Genomic DNA, 13,372 nt, shown 5'->3' with positions numbered 1-13,372 from the left:
TCAACATGAGCTGAAGCAACATTTTCTCTGAAAACGACGCCGTCAGCAGGTTCCTGTATGTTAGACGATGAAGGCTTTTAATTTAACATGGTAATTCGTCGATTTTGACCGTCTGTGGTGGAAAAGTAAATCGATGGCAAGTTTGGTAACGAAACCGGGGTAAGTTTTTGTAAAAATACCAAAGTTATACGACTCCCGGTGCGGGTCAGACGTATTCTTAGCGAAAGCATTCCGAAGGGATAAACTGAATGAGTCAAAGCGAATCGAATCTGGTAGAGATCAAAGGCATGAGTTTCGTGCGCGGCGATCGTCCCATTTTCGAAGAGATAAACATGACAGTGCCACGGGGCAAGGTTACCGCCATTATGGGGCCTTCGGGGATCGGCAAAACCACCTTGCTGCGCCTGATCGGCGGGCAACTTGCGCCGGACAGCGGCGAAATCTGGTTTGACGGCGATAACATTCCGACGCTGTCGCGCCGCAAACTGTACGAATCGCGCAAAAAAATGAGCATGCTGTTTCAGTCCGGTGCCTTGTTTACCGACCTGACTGTGTTCGAAAATGTGGCATTTCCGCTGCGTGAGCACAGTAAATTGCCAGAAGCGTTATTGCGCAGCACCGTGACCATGAAGCTGGAAGCGGTCGGTCTGCGCGGTGCCGGTGATCTGATGCCTGCCGAATTATCAGGCGGGATGGCGCGTCGTGTGGCGCTGGCGCGGGCTATCGCGCTGGATCCGGAGCTGATCATGTTCGATGAACCTTTCGTCGGACAGGATCCCATCACCATGGGCGTGCTGGTCAAACTTATCGACGAACTGAACCATGCGCTGGGCGTGACTTGTATTGTGGTGTCTCATGATGTGCCTGAAGTGCTGAGCATCGCGGATTACGCCTATATTGTGGCGGCGCAGCGGGTGATTGCAGAAGGAACGCCGGAGGCATTGCAAAACAATCCTGATCCGCGGGTTCGCCAGTTCCTCGACGGTATTGCCGACGGACCGGTGCCTTTCCGATTCCCGGCCGGTGATTACAAAACCGAGTTGCTCGGATGATGGAGTTATCTGCTTATGTTAACTAAGGCACTCGCCTCAGTCGGACGTCGCGGGATAAATACCTGTGCGTCTTTTGGCCGCGCCGGTCTGATGCTCTTCCGGGCATTGATCGGTAAGCCGCAATTTGCCAAACAATGGCCGCTGCTGGTTAAGCAGCTCTACAGTGTTGGCGTGCTTTCCCTGTTAATCATCCTGGTGTCCGGTTTGTTTATCGGCATGGTGCTTGGCTTGCAGGGCTATCTGATTTTAACCACCTACAGTGCGGAAGCCAGTCTGGGCATGATGGTGGCGCTCTCTTTACTGCGCGAACTCGGTCCGGTGGTCACGGCACTGTTGTTTGCCGGTCGCGCGGGATCTGCGCTGACCGCTGAACTGGGGCTGATGAAAGCCACCGAGCAAATCTCAAGTCTGGAAATGATGGCAATCGATCCGCTGCGCCGCGTTGTGGCACCGCGTTTCTGGGCCGGTCTGATTTCCATGCCTCTGCTGACGGCGATTTTTGTCGCCGTCGGGATCTGGGGCGGTTCGCTGGTGGGCGTGGACTGGAAAGGGATCGACAGCGGTTTCTTCTGGTCTGCGATGCAAACTGCCGTAGACTGGCGGACTGACCTGCTTAACTGTCTGATAAAAAGCCTTGTTTTCGCTATCACTGTGACCTGGATTGCGTTGTTCAATGGCTATGATGCGATACCGACGTCCGAAGGGATCAGCCGGGCAACGACACGTACTGTGGTGCATTCGTCACTGGCGGTGCTGGGATTGGATTTTGTGCTGACAGCACTGATGTTTGGAAATTAAACCATGCAAACGAAAAAGAGTGAGATCTGGGTAGGCGCGTTTTTAATCATCGCATTGATCGCGGTGTTATTCCTGTGTCTGAAAGTGGCGGATATCCGTTCCATCGGTTCTGATCCGACTTACCGTATTTCTGCCGACTTCGATAATATCGGCGGCCTGAAAAGTGGTTCTCCGGTGAAAGTCGGCGGCGTAGTGATCGGCCGCGTCAGCAGCATCACGCTGGATAAAAACTATTCCCCACGCGTAGAAATGGACATCGACCAGAAGTATAACCAGATCCCGAGCACCAGTACGCTGGCGATCCGTACCTCGGGTTTATTGGGCGAACAGTTCCTGGCCCTGAACATTGGATTTGAAGACCCTGACATGGGAACGACTATCCTTAAAGAGGGTGGCGTCATTCAGGACACCAAATCAGCGCTGGTTCTTGAAGACCTGATTGGTCAGTTCCTTTACAAGAGTGGCGACGGCAAAGCTGACCCGGATGCGACTGCGGCGCCTGCTGCGCCGGAAGGGAATACCGCGCCTGACGCGAATACGGCACCCCAACCGGCTGCCCATTAAGAATTTGCTATCACGGATTCTCCAAAAAAGAGGAAATGAGTATGTTTAAACGTTTAATGATCGCTGCCCTGCTGGTGGTTATGGCTCCGCTGGCGAATGCCGCGGTGGATAAAACCAATCCTTACAGCGTGATGAATGAAGCGGCGAACAAAACCTTCACCCGCCTCAAAACCGAACAGCCGAAGATTAAGCAGGATCCTAATTATCTGCGTCAGATCGTCCGCGAAGAACTGCTGCCGTACGTGCAAATCAAATACGCCGGTGCGCTGGTGTTAGGTCGCTATTACCAGCAGGCAACGCCGGCACAGCGCGACGCCTATTTCGCCGCGTTCTCTGACTATCTGCAACAGGCTTACGGTCAGGCGCTGGCGATGTACAACGGCCAGAGCTATACCGTACAACCGGAGCAGTCTTATGCCGGTAAAGACATCATTGCGATCCGTGTGACCATTACCGATCCGAATGGCCGTCCGCCGGTTCGTCTGGATTTCCAGTGGCGTAAAAACAGCCGCACCGGTGAGTGGCAGGCGTATGACATGATTGCCGAAGGCGTCAGCATGATTTCCACCAAGCAGAACGAATGGGCGGATATCCTGCGTCAGAAAGGCATTGATGGTCTGACTGCCCGTCTGAAACAAGCGGCGGCTCAGCCGATCACGCTGGATAAACAACAATGAGTGAAGCCCTGCGCTGGGAATCGCAGCCGCCGCGACTGAGGTTGCACGGTGAACTGGATCGCGAAACGCTGGTGGCATTCTGGGATGTGCGTAAAACGCTGATGGCTGGCGTGACCTGTCTGGATGTGTCCGGGCTGGCGCGGGTGGATTCTTCCGGGCTGGCGCTGCTGGTGCATTTGCGCGAAGAAGCCAGCCAGCAGGGAACGTCGCTGACCATCGCGGGGATCACCGACCGTCTGCGTACACTGATTGCATTGTATAACCTTCAGGACATCATTCCGTCTGACACCACGGCCTGCGCTGTTGAGTAAATATGTCAGCAGTTCCCGTGAGTTAGGCCGCGGGAGACGGATCACCGCCTGAATGTCCCCAAAGCCCCTGTGCGAAACTCTTCGTCAGGGGCTTTTTCGTGGTTTAAGAATTGCGCCGATCCCTATAAGATATCGGGCTGTTATGATTCTCAGAAGAATAGATCCCTATGGAAACAAGTGAAATTAAAGACGTGCTGATGAATGCATTGGCACTGGACGAAGCCCACATTACTGGCGATGGCAGTCATTTTCAGGCCATAGTCGTTGGTGCGATGTTTGATGGCATGAGCCGCGTGAAAAAACAGCAGACCGTTTACGCCCCGCTGATGGAATACATCGCCGACAATCGAATCCACGCCCTGTCTATCAAGGCTTATACCCCGGAAGAATGGGCGCGTGACCGTAAACTGAGCGGTTTATAAGACTGCCGGCGTCCCGGCAGCTTCCTCGTATCTGACCTGTCGTTTTAATGAATAGAGAGCAGTCATAATGGATAAATTTCGTGTACAGGGTGGGACTCGCCTGAGCGGTGAAGTCACTATCTCTGGTGCAAAAAATGCAGCACTTCCTATTTTGTTTGCCGCACTGCTTGCTGAAGAACCGGTTGAACTCCAGAACGTTCCTCACCTGAAAGATATCGATACCACCATCAAACTCCTGAGCCAGCTGGGCACCAAAATCGAACGCAACGGTTCTGTGTTCGTGGACGCCAGCGCGGTTAACGAGTTTTGTGCACCGTATGATCTGGTGAAAACCATGCGTGCTTCCATCTGGGCACTTGGCCCGCTGGTGGCGCGTTTTGGCCGTGGTGAAGTGTCCCTGCCGGGCGGTTGCGCCATTGGCGCGCGTCCTGTCGACCTGCACATTACCGGTCTGGAACAACTGGGCGCGACCATCGTGCTGGAAGAAGGCTATGTGAAAGCGTCTGTCGATGGCCGTCTGAAAGGCGCGCACATCGTGATGGATAAAGTCAGCGTTGGCGCGACCGTCACCATCATGAGTGCCGCGACACTGGCCGAAGGCACCACCATCATTGAAAACGCCGCGCGTGAGCCGGAAATTGTCGATACCGCGAATTTCCTGAACACGCTGGGTGCGAAAATCACCGGCGCAGGCACCGACAAAATCACCATCGAAGGCGTTGCGCGTCTGGGCGGCGGTGTTTACCGCGTGGTGCCGGACCGTATCGAAACCGGGACTTTCCTGGTGGCGGCGGCGATCTCCGGTGGCAAAATCACCTGTCGCGAAGCCCGTCCTGATACGCTGGATGCCGTGCTGGCAAAACTGCGTGAAGCCGGTGCGGATATCGAAGTGGGCGAAGACTGGATCAGTCTCGACATGCACGGTAACCGCGCGAAAGCCGTCACCTTCCGCACTGCACCACATCCGGGGTTCCCGACCGATATGCAGGCGCAGTTCAGCTTGCTGAACCTGGTGGCGGAAGGGACCGGTGTGATCACCGAAACCATCTTCGAAAACCGTTTCATGCACATTCCTGAACTGATCCGTATGGGCGCACATGCTGAAATCGAAGGCAGCACCCTGATTTGTCACGGCGTTGAAAAACTGTCTGGCGCTCAGGTCATGGCGACGGATTTACGTGCGTCTGCGAGTCTGGTTCTGGCGGGGTGTATTGCGGAAGGTGTGACCGTGGTTGACCGTATTTATCACATCGATCGTGGTTACGAGCGTATCGAAGATAAACTGCGTCAGCTGGGTGCGAAAATCGAGCGCTTCAAAGGCGAGTGATAAACTCAGCCTGATGCCATAAAAAAAGCCGGAAGGGGAAACCTTTCCGGCTTTTTCGTTTCTGGAATCTGCGGCGGTCAGTGCGAAGGGTATTCCTGCACGGTCACCTGCAAGGTCAGCTTCTGGCCGTTGCGCATAATCTCCACCGGGATCACCGTGCCCGGCCGTACCTCTGCCACCTGATCCATGGTTTCGATTGCCGAAATCGCCGGTTTATTGTTGACGTTAACAATCACGTCCCGGACCTGCATACCGGCATTGGCCGCCGGGCCGTTTGGCGTGACTTCGTTAACCACAATCCCCTGAATATGATCCAGCCCGCTGTTTGGCCCGTGCAGAGGCGATACCTCGCGCCCGCCGATGCCGATATAACCCCTGATCACGCGGCCATCACGAATCAGCTTGCCCATGACTTTTGTCGCCAGCGCGGTCGGGATGGCGAAACCAATGCCTTCCGGCGTGGCACCATCGTTGCTCTGGTCAAAGGACAGGGTATTAATCCCCATCAGCTCACCCAATGAGTTCACCAGCGCACCACCGGAGTTGCCCTGGTTAATCGAGGCATCGGTTTGCAGGAAGTTCTGGCGACCTGACGGGCTGAGGCCGATACGGCCTGTCGCGCTGATAATGCCCTGCGTGACGGTCTGACCGAGGTTATACGGGTTACCAATCGCCATCACGACATCACCGACATGCGGCGTGCGGTGTGGATTAATCGGGATCACCGGCAAATTTCCGGCATTGATTTTCAGCACGGCTAAGTCTGTCAGGCTGTCTGAGCCGACCAGCAGGGCTTCGAATACGCGTCCATCCTGCAATGCCACGATGATCTGATCGGCATTATTGATCACGTGTTTATTGGTCAGGATGTAACCGTTGTCGTTCATGATCACACCGGAACCCAGTGTGCGGATGGCCAGTTCGTTTTGCGAACTGTTGCCCATGTTGCGGTTATAAACGTTCACCACCGCCGGTGCGGCATGGCGGACGCCTGAGTTATAGCTGACGGGTTCTTCGCTGTTCTGCACAAAATTACGGTCAAACAACGGTTCTGTGATGTTTTTACGCAACATAGGCACCGCCGCCAGCAAAATGCCGGCAACAATCAGGCCGATAACAGCAGATCTCAATAGCTTAACAAACATGGGTGTATGGGGTGCGAGATGAAAAGTGAGGGAAGAATAGCATGAGTTAATCGGACGCAGCAGCACCTGCGTCCGATTTTCAACGCTTTACGGCATGAATAAATAGATATTTTGGCCTTTACGCTGAATGCTCAGGGCAATCAGGTCCGGTTTGCTTTCCAGAATTTTGCGGAAAGCCGCCAGATTTTCGAGAGGCTCGCGGTTAACGCCGATGATGACATCGTCTTTCTCAAGGCCAATCTGCTCAGCCGGTGAGCCTTTTTTCACGTCATCGACATGTACGCCTTTGGCGTTTTTATCCGCCGGATCGCTGAGCGTCACGCCCTGCAGCGCCGGATTCAGCTTCTCGATGCTGACTTCCACTGCCGGACTTTTATCCAGCGTGACATTGACGGTCATCGGTTTGCCGTCGCGCAGCAGACCAATCTGCATGGTGACGCCCGGACCGGCCGTGCCGACTTTCGCGCGTAATTCGGCAAAGCTGCTCAGCGTTTTGCCCTGAAGGGTAATCAGCACGTCGCCGGATTTGATACCTGCTTTGGCGGCGGCGGAATCCGGTAACACTTCATTGACGAACGCGCCACGCTGGCTGTCGAGCTTAAATGCCTGCGCCAGTTCCGGTGTCATTTCACTGCCTCTGATCCCCAGCAGGCCGCGTTTCACCTCACCGAACTCAATCAGCTGGTGGCTGAGGTTTTTCGCCATGTTCACCGGGATAGCGAAACCGATACCGACACTGCCACCTTGTGAAGAGATAATGGCGGTATTGATACCGATCAGTTCACCTTTCAGATCGAGCAACGCGCCGCCGGAGTTACCGCGGTTAATTGACGCATCGGTCTGAATAAAGTTTTCCAGCCCTTCAAGATTCAGGCCGCTGCGACCAAGTGCTGAGACAATGCCGGACGTCACGGTCTGACCGAGTCCGAACGGATTACCGACGGCAACCGCAAAATCCCCCACGCGCAGGTTATCGGAATCGGCCATCGCAATTTGTGTCAGGTTTTTGGCATCAATCAGCTGGATCACGGCGATATCAGACTGATCGTCTTTGCCGATCAGCTTGGCTTTATATTCACGACCGTCATTGAGCTGGACGTTAATTTTATCCGCGTTGTTCACCACGTGATTGTTGGTGAGCACGTAGCCTTTGGCGGCATCAATAATCACACCGGAACCCAGACCTTCAAAAGGTTGCGGGCCGGGATTCGGTTCCGGATCTTGCTGGCCGAAGAAGAACTTGTATTCCGGTGGCACATCCGCACTTGGCGGCTGGGTGCCGGACACCTGTACGCCCACCACCGCCGGTAAGACTTTTTCCAGCATCGGAGCCAGGCTGGGTAAAGGTTGTCCCTGAACTTCCGTAGGCAAAGCAGCATTCGCCATAGGCGCAGAAGCGAAAGTTAATCCAAGGCTAACAGCTAACACACTGAGCAAAAATGACTTTTTCTTCATCACGATAACTCTCTCGCTTTCTGTAATGGACGTCAGTTATGGACAATAGAACGGTGATTCACAGCACGGGAAGGATCCGGAGAACGGCACATGCACGGAACATGTGCCGCATATTGACCGGCATGAGGATGTCATACCGGTCAGGCGCGTCAGTTATTTACGGACAGGACGCTCGCCGCGCAGCAGACCAGACGCACCGTCAGAGTAATCGCGTGGCATCTGCACCGGCACCTGATCGTTATCGGCTTCAGAACCGGTCAGACGGTAGTTGAACGGATTATCCTGCTCTGGCATATCAGGCAGCAAATTGTTGGAGCTTTTCGCCATGTGTTGATAAAGCTGGCGGTAATCGGTCGCCATATTATCGAGTAACTCTGCGCTGCGGGCAAAATGGCCCACCAGCTCCTGACGGTATTCGTCGAGTTCGGCTTTACTTTTCTCCAGCTCGTTTTTCATGACTTGTTGATCACGTAATTTACGATTACCAAAGCGCATCGCTACCGCACCAATCGCGATACCGACCACTAATCCAATGAGTGCATACTCCCAGGTCATAATGACTCCTATTTTGACTTCGTTGTCCCGCAGGGCTTTTTCACGTAACTTTTATGACTTAACTTTTTTACACAATGGTTTTAACGTAATTGTCACACGCATGCGTCATGCAATAGCTCCACTATAACCGTTAACCTTGTCAGAGTGGAATCCTGCCGGGAAAATCACTGCGGTCTGTTGGTTTTTTCACACACAGACAGCCGGGAAATGCGGCGAATCCACAGCAAAAAAGCGGCTAAACGACGTGAAAAACATAAAATTTTTTTCTCAGGGACGTTAACGAAGATGCAATCTCAATCACCCCTTTTCCTGTATCAGAACGCTGTTGATGCCGGTGAGTTCCAGGCGGATGCCGTTCAGAAACAGGCAGTCGCTCAGCTTGATGCCATCTATCAGGCGCTGTCCGCCCGGCCTGCCGCATCGCCACCGGCCGCCAGCCGTGGCTTGCTGGGACGCTTATTTGCCAAAAGCCCGCCGAAAACCACGACGCGGCCCGTACAGGGCTTATATATGTGGGGCGGAGTGGGGCGGGGCAAAACCTGGCTGATGGATCTGTTCTTCCACAGCCTGCCCGGCGAACGTAAGCTTCGTCTGCATTTCCACCGCTTTATGTTGCGCGTCCATGAAGAGCTGACGCAGCTTCAGGGGCAGGAAGATCCGCTGGAAGTGATCGCTGACCGCTTCAAGGCAGAAACCGACGTGCTGTGTTTCGATGAGTTTTTTGTTTCGGATATTACCGATGCGATGCTGCTGGCCACATTATTGCAGGCGCTGTTTGCCCGTGGCATCACGCTGATTGCCACCTCAAACATTCCACCGGACTTGCTGTACCGTAACGGTCTGCAACGTGCGCGTTTCCTGCCCGCGATTGATCTGATCAAAGAATATTGCGATGTGCTGAATGTGGATGCCGGGATTGATTACCGTCTGCGTACACTGACACAAGCCAATTTATGGCTGACGCCGGCCGGTCCGGAAACGGCGGATGCGATGCATGCCATGCTGGGGAAACTGACCGGCAATCACAGCGGCGCGGACGCAGGCGGCAAACCGCTGCTGGAAGTGAACCACCGTCCATTGCAGGCGATTGCCGCCGTGGATGGCGTGCTGGCGGTAGAATTCCATACCTTATGCGAAGAGGCGCGCAGCCAGCTCGACTACATTGCGCTGTCAAAAATCTATCACAGCGTGTTGCTGCATAATGTGCCGGTGATGGGCGCAGACAGTGAGAATGCTGCACGCCGTTTTCTGGCGCTGGTGGATGAATTCTATGAGCGCCATGTCAAACTGGTGATTTCCGCTGCCGCGCCGATGTTTGACATCTATCAGGGCGAACGGCTGAAATTCGAATACCAGCGTTGCCTGTCGCGTTTACAGGAGATGCAGAGCGAAGAATACCTCAAGCGCCCGCATCTGCCATGATGATGGGTTGGTTATTCTTTGTTCGTTTTGTGGTATAAAAAGAGTCAGTAAAGCCTGCCTGTCGAACCCTCAGACGATGTTGAGGGAAATCTTCCTTTTTGTCGAAAAAGGGTTCGATCTTTGCAGGAGACTTCTCTATAATCTTGCGACCCCACGTTACTACAAAGTTTTTTTCCCGAAACTTTATAAGTGCCAGCATTGGCTATTCGAAGGGGTAGGTTTGCTGGACGATGGTCGTGTGAACCTCAAATACTTATTTTATAAACAAGTAAGCGTTCGGGTGTTCGCCAACGTGTAACTTTAATTGGGTAAGCTTTTAATGAAAACTTTTACAGCTAAACCGGAAACCGTACAACGTGACTGGTTCGTAGTTGACGCTACCGGCAAGACCTTAGGTCGCCTGGCCACTGAACTGGCTCGCCGTCTGCGTGGCAAACATAAAGCGGAATACACTCCGCACGTTGATACTGGTGATTACATCATCGTTCTGAACGCAGAAAAAGTTGCTGTAACCGGCAACAAGCGTAACGACAAGATTTATTACCATCACACCGGCCACATCGGTGGTATCAAGCAAGCGACCTTTGAAGAGATGATCGCTCGCCGTCCTGAACGCGTGATCGAGCTCGCGGTTAAAGGCATGTTGCCAAAGGGCCCGTTGGGTCGTGCAATGTACCGTAAAATGAAAGTTTACGCGGGTAACGAGCACACTCATGCGGCGCAACAACCGCAAGTTCTTGACATTTAATTCGGGATTATAGGCAATGGCTGAAAATCAATACTACGGCACTGGTCGCCGCAAAAGCTCCGCCGCTCGTGTTTTCATCAAACCGGGTAGTGGTAACATCGTAATTAACCAGCGTAGCCTGGAACAGTACTTTGGTCGTGAAACTGCCCGCATGGTAGTTCGTCAACCACTGGAACTGGTCGACATGGTTGAGAAATTCGACCTGTACATCACTGTTAAAGGTGGTGGTATCTCCGGTCAAGCTGGTGCTATCCGTCACGGTATTACCCGTGCACTGATGGAATATGACGAAAATCTTCGTGGCGAACTGCGTAAAGCTGGCTTCGTTACTCGTGATGCTCGTCAGGTTGAACGTAAGAAAGTCGGTCTGCGTAAAGCACGTCGTCGTCCTCAGTTCTCCAAACGTTAATTTTCTGCTGCTTTGCAGCACAGTGCTTCGGCACGGAAATCAGCGTCAAAAACCCGGTGTTTCACCGGGTTTTTTTATACCTGTTTTTCAGTAATCGCAGGGGAAATGATCTCCTGACACACAATTCCCCATGAAATCGTCTCACCGTCGCCCACAGCCTGCGTAAAATCTGGTAAACTATCACACACTTTTGTGCCTGTTCGCCGAGCAGTTGACGTTGCCGCGCTTCCTGGCTGGGTTCGCCTTGCCGATGGTTGTCTATGAAACTACGGGACAAAAACTGCAGGCTGGCGATAACTCGCTGTAATATTCTAGATAAACTTGGAGGTTTTCATGGCTGTCGCTGCCAACAAACGTTCGGTAATGACGCTGTTTTCCGGCCCGACCGACATTTTTAGCCATCAGGTACGTATCGTACTGGCGGAAAAAGGTGTCAGTGTCGAGATCGAGCAGGTTGAGATGGATCACCTGCCGCAGGATCTTATTGACCTCAACCCTTACCGCACTGTACCGACGCTGGTTGATCGTGAGCTGACCCTGTTCGAATCCCGTATCATCATGGAATATCTTGATGAGCGTTTCCCGCATCCACCGCTGATGCCGGTTTATCCGGTTGCCCGTGGTGAGAGCCGTCTGATGATGCACCGCATCGAAAATGACTGGTATTCGTTGATGCGCCAAATCGAACAAGGTTCTGCGACCGAAGCCGATGCTGCGCGTAAACAACTGCGTGAAGAGCTGCTGGCGATTGCGCCAATCTTCTCTTACATGCCTTACTTCAAAAGCGAAGAGTTCAGCCTGGTCGATTGCTACCTGGCTCCGCTGCTGTGGCGTTTGCCGGAGTTGGGCATTGAGCTGGCGGGTGCCGGTTCTAAAGAGCTGAAAGGCTACATGACCCGCGTCTTCGAACGTGATGCCTTCCTGGCTTCCCTGACCGAAGCAGAGCGCGAAATGCGTTTGCATACCCGAGGTTAAGGTATGGAGATGACCGACATGTCTCCGCGTCGCCCCTATCTGTTGCGGGCTTTTTATGACTGGTTGCTCGACAACCAGTTAACCCCGCATCTGGTGGTTGACGTGACGATGCCTGGCGTGATGGTGCCGATGGAGTTTGCGCGTGACGGACAAATCGTTCTGAACGTTGCGCCGCGTGCTGTCGGCAATCTCGAACTGGGTAACGATGACGTACGCTTTAACGCCCGTTTTGGCGGCGTGCCGCGTAACGTATTTGTACCGATCGCTGCCGTTCTGGCGATTTATGCCCGTGAAAACGGTGCCGGTACCATGTTTGAACCTGAACCTGCTTATGAAGCTGAAGGGGCCTTTGATGGCGACCTGAGCGCGGATGAGCCGACAGAGCCGACCATGTCAGTCATTGATGGCGATTTGCCAGATGTGGCTGAAGAAGATCCGGATGATGAGCCGCCGACTCCGCCACGCGGTGGTCGCCCGGCATTGCGTGTTGTGAAATAACAGTCTGCCTCAGACCGGCTTCGCCTCTAAACCCTGCGTAATACTACGCGGGGTTTTTTATGCCCGCATTCCGCCTGCCTCTCCTTTCGCCAGTGCAGATGTGCTGTGTTATCATTCAAAAATTCCTTCGTATCCCATTCATTAAACAGGGTCTGATCCTGAGTTATGAGCACATTCGACGAACAACCGGCAGACATCAACGACACCTTCGGGCATGCAATGCGCCGCCGTCCTCTGGCGCGCAAGAAGCTTTCAGAAATGGTGGAAGAAGAGCTGGAGCAGATGATCCGCAGGCGCGAATTCGCCGAAGGGGAGCAACTGCCGTCAGAACGTGAGCTGATGACATTTTTCAACGTTGGCCGCCCTTCCGTACGCGAAGCACTGGCGGCGCTCAAACGTAAAGGGCTGGTGCAGATCAGTAACGGGGAGCGCGCCCGCGTCTCCCGTCCGTCGGCAGAAACCATCATCAGTGAGTTGTCCGGTGTGGCGACAGACTTTCTCGCGCGGCCTGAAGGGATTGCCCATTTCGAGCAACTGCGGATGTTTTTCGAATCCAGCCTGGTGCGCTACGCCGCCGAATTCGCCACCGACGAGCAGATTGAACGTCTTGGGAAAGCGCTGGAAATGAACAGCCAGTCACTGGACGACAACGATCTGTTCATCCGCTCTGACATCGAATTTCACCGCGAACTGGCAGAAATCCCGGCCAACCCGATCTTCATGGTCGTGCATGTGGCCCTGCTGGACTGGCTGATTGCCGCGCGTCCTTCCGTGCCACAGGAAGAGTTGCACGCCCACAATAACGTCAGTTATCAGCAGCACATCGAAATCTTCAACGCTATCCGGGCGCGTGATCCGGATGCCGCCGATGCGGCGCTGAAAGCGCATCTGAAAAGCGTGTTCGCGGCGTATTACGCGGCAAAGCCTGATCGTGGTGCGAAGCTGTAACCCGTCCTGAACTGCGATCTTCCCCGCATTCTTTTTGATCGTCTCTGATCACCCATAACTATTTCA

The 13,372-nt window shown here is 53.7% G+C and carries 16 protein-coding genes; 13 read left to right on the top strand and 3 right to left on the bottom strand.

Features of this window, described 5'->3' with window-relative positions; translation table 11 throughout:
• Positions 1–248: 248 nt before the first annotated feature.
• From mlaF to murA, 7 genes are all read left to right on the top strand, one after another.
• On the top strand, positions 249–1,052 hold the full coding sequence (gene mlaF, locus EDF78_RS18315; RefSeq protein ID WP_095924420.1) for a phospholipid ABC transporter ATP-binding protein MlaF: 804 nt from the start codon (positions 249–251) through the stop codon (positions 1,050–1,052).
• Between the two features lie 15 nt (positions 1,053–1,067).
• Positions 1,068–1,850, top strand: coding sequence for a lipid asymmetry maintenance ABC transporter permease subunit MlaE (gene mlaE, locus EDF78_RS18310; protein WP_095924421.1), 783 nt, complete (start codon positions 1,068–1,070; stop codon positions 1,848–1,850).
• Positions 1,851–1,853: 3 nt separating this feature from the next.
• A complete protein-coding gene (gene mlaD, locus EDF78_RS18305) occupies positions 1,854–2,414 on the top strand; it encodes an outer membrane lipid asymmetry maintenance protein MlaD (RefSeq protein ID WP_095924422.1) in 561 nt (186 codons plus the stop codon).
• Positions 2,415–2,455: 41 nt separating this feature from the next.
• On the top strand, positions 2,456–3,091 hold the full coding sequence (gene mlaC / locus EDF78_RS18300) for a phospholipid-binding protein MlaC (RefSeq protein WP_095924423.1): 636 nt from the start codon (positions 2,456–2,458) through the stop codon (positions 3,089–3,091).
• The gene (mlaB, locus tag EDF78_RS18295; protein ID WP_095924424.1) at positions 3,088–3,402 is read left to right on the top strand and encodes a lipid asymmetry maintenance protein MlaB; all 315 of its coding nucleotides are present in this window, start codon (positions 3,088–3,090) and stop codon (positions 3,400–3,402) included. Before mlaC ends, mlaB begins: the two co-directional genes overlap by 4 nt.
• A gap of 167 nt (positions 3,403–3,569) precedes the next feature.
• Entirely contained in the window at positions 3,570–3,824 is a 255-nt protein-coding gene (ibaG, locus tag EDF78_RS18290) for a BolA family iron metabolism protein IbaG (RefSeq protein WP_013577246.1), read from the top strand.
• A gap of 67 nt (positions 3,825–3,891) precedes the next feature.
• On the top strand, positions 3,892–5,151 hold the full coding sequence (gene murA, locus EDF78_RS18285) for a UDP-N-acetylglucosamine 1-carboxyvinyltransferase (protein WP_095924425.1): 1,260 nt from the start codon (positions 3,892–3,894) through the stop codon (positions 5,149–5,151).
• 77 nt (positions 5,152–5,228) lie between these two features.
• On the opposite strand, the gene degS is transcribed toward murA, so the two are convergent.
• The 3 genes from degS to zapG form a co-directional block, all read right to left on the bottom strand.
• A complete protein-coding gene (gene degS, locus EDF78_RS18280; RefSeq protein WP_095924426.1) occupies positions 5,229–6,296 on the bottom strand; it encodes an outer membrane-stress sensor serine endopeptidase DegS in 1,068 nt (355 codons plus the stop codon).
• A gap of 87 nt (positions 6,297–6,383) precedes the next feature.
• Entirely contained in the window at positions 6,384–7,751 is a 1,368-nt protein-coding gene (degQ, locus tag EDF78_RS18275) for a serine endoprotease DegQ (protein ID WP_095924427.1), read from the bottom strand.
• A 153-nt stretch (positions 7,752–7,904) separates the two neighbouring features.
• Positions 7,905–8,306 carry a Z-ring associated protein ZapG gene (zapG, locus tag EDF78_RS18270; RefSeq protein WP_013577242.1) on the bottom strand — a complete coding sequence of 134 codons (402 nt, stop codon included), beginning with the start codon at positions 8,304–8,306 and terminating at the stop codon, positions 7,905–7,907.
• A 285-nt stretch (positions 8,307–8,591) separates the two neighbouring features.
• Between zapG and zapE the strand changes: the two genes are divergently transcribed.
• The 6 genes from zapE to EDF78_RS18235 all read left to right on the top strand — a co-directional run bounded on the left by zapE (position 8,592) and on the right by EDF78_RS18235 (position 13,306).
• Positions 8,592–9,728 carry a cell division protein ZapE gene (gene zapE / locus EDF78_RS18265; RefSeq protein WP_095925265.1) on the top strand — a complete coding sequence of 379 codons (1,137 nt, stop codon included), beginning with the start codon at positions 8,592–8,594 and terminating at the stop codon, positions 9,726–9,728.
• A 319-nt stretch (positions 9,729–10,047) separates the two neighbouring features.
• On the top strand, positions 10,048–10,476 hold the full coding sequence (gene rplM, locus EDF78_RS18255) for a 50S ribosomal protein L13 (protein WP_013577239.1): 429 nt from the start codon (positions 10,048–10,050) through the stop codon (positions 10,474–10,476).
• Between the two features lie 16 nt (positions 10,477–10,492).
• Positions 10,493–10,885, top strand: coding sequence for a 30S ribosomal protein S9 (gene rpsI / locus EDF78_RS18250; RefSeq protein WP_013577238.1), 393 nt, complete (start codon positions 10,493–10,495; stop codon positions 10,883–10,885).
• 333 nt (positions 10,886–11,218) lie between these two features.
• Positions 11,219–11,860: a stringent starvation protein SspA gene (gene sspA, locus EDF78_RS18245; protein ID WP_095924428.1), complete on the top strand. Its 642-nt coding sequence runs from the start codon at positions 11,219–11,221 to the stop codon at positions 11,858–11,860.
• A 3-nt stretch (positions 11,861–11,863) separates the two neighbouring features.
• Positions 11,864–12,358, top strand: coding sequence for a ClpXP protease specificity-enhancing factor (gene sspB, locus EDF78_RS18240; protein ID WP_013577236.1), 495 nt, complete (start codon positions 11,864–11,866; stop codon positions 12,356–12,358).
• Positions 12,359–12,523: 165 nt separating this feature from the next.
• Entirely contained in the window at positions 12,524–13,306 is a 783-nt protein-coding gene (locus EDF78_RS18235; RefSeq protein WP_119822420.1) for a transcriptional regulator NanR, read from the top strand.
• Positions 13,307–13,372: the final 66 nt, after the last annotated feature.

Source organism: Rahnella sp. BIGb0236, from assembly GCF_004364755.1.
Classification (GTDB): Bacteria; Pseudomonadota; Gammaproteobacteria; order Enterobacterales; family Enterobacteriaceae; genus Rahnella; species Rahnella victoriana.
This window is presented reverse-complemented; position numbering and strand designations above follow the sequence as displayed.

Excerpts from the sequence above, each read along its gene's own strand:
- mlaF (WP_095924420.1), top strand. The coding sequence starts at position 249 with ATGAGTCAAAGCGAATCGAATCTGGTAGAGATCAAAGGCATGAGTTTC.
- mlaE (WP_095924421.1), top strand. The coding sequence starts at position 1,068 with ATGTTAACTAAGGCACTCGCCTCAGTCGGACGTCGCGGGATAAATACC.
- mlaD (WP_095924422.1), top strand. The coding sequence starts at position 1,854 with ATGCAAACGAAAAAGAGTGAGATCTGGGTAGGCGCGTTTTTAATCATC.
- mlaC (WP_095924423.1), top strand. The coding sequence starts at position 2,456 with ATGTTTAAACGTTTAATGATCGCTGCCCTGCTGGTGGTTATGGCTCCG.
- mlaB (WP_095924424.1), top strand. The coding sequence starts at position 3,088 with ATGAGTGAAGCCCTGCGCTGGGAATCGCAGCCGCCGCGACTGAGGTTG.
- ibaG (WP_013577246.1), top strand. The coding sequence starts at position 3,570 with ATGGAAACAAGTGAAATTAAAGACGTGCTGATGAATGCATTGGCACTG.
- murA (WP_095924425.1), top strand. The coding sequence starts at position 3,892 with ATGGATAAATTTCGTGTACAGGGTGGGACTCGCCTGAGCGGTGAAGTC.
- degS (WP_095924426.1), bottom strand. The coding sequence starts at position 6,296 with ATGTTTGTTAAGCTATTGAGATCTGCTGTTATCGGCCTGATTGTTGCC.
- degQ (WP_095924427.1), bottom strand. The coding sequence starts at position 7,751 with ATGAAGAAAAAGTCATTTTTGCTCAGTGTGTTAGCTGTTAGCCTTGGA.
- zapG (WP_013577242.1), bottom strand. The coding sequence starts at position 8,306 with ATGACCTGGGAGTATGCACTCATTGGATTAGTGGTCGGTATCGCGATT.
- zapE (WP_095925265.1), top strand. The coding sequence starts at position 8,592 with ATGCAATCTCAATCACCCCTTTTCCTGTATCAGAACGCTGTTGATGCC.
- rplM (WP_013577239.1), top strand. The coding sequence starts at position 10,048 with ATGAAAACTTTTACAGCTAAACCGGAAACCGTACAACGTGACTGGTTC.
- rpsI (WP_013577238.1), top strand. The coding sequence starts at position 10,493 with ATGGCTGAAAATCAATACTACGGCACTGGTCGCCGCAAAAGCTCCGCC.
- sspA (WP_095924428.1), top strand. The coding sequence starts at position 11,219 with ATGGCTGTCGCTGCCAACAAACGTTCGGTAATGACGCTGTTTTCCGGC.
- sspB (WP_013577236.1), top strand. The coding sequence starts at position 11,864 with ATGGAGATGACCGACATGTCTCCGCGTCGCCCCTATCTGTTGCGGGCT.
- EDF78_RS18235 (WP_119822420.1), top strand. The coding sequence starts at position 12,524 with ATGAGCACATTCGACGAACAACCGGCAGACATCAACGACACCTTCGGG.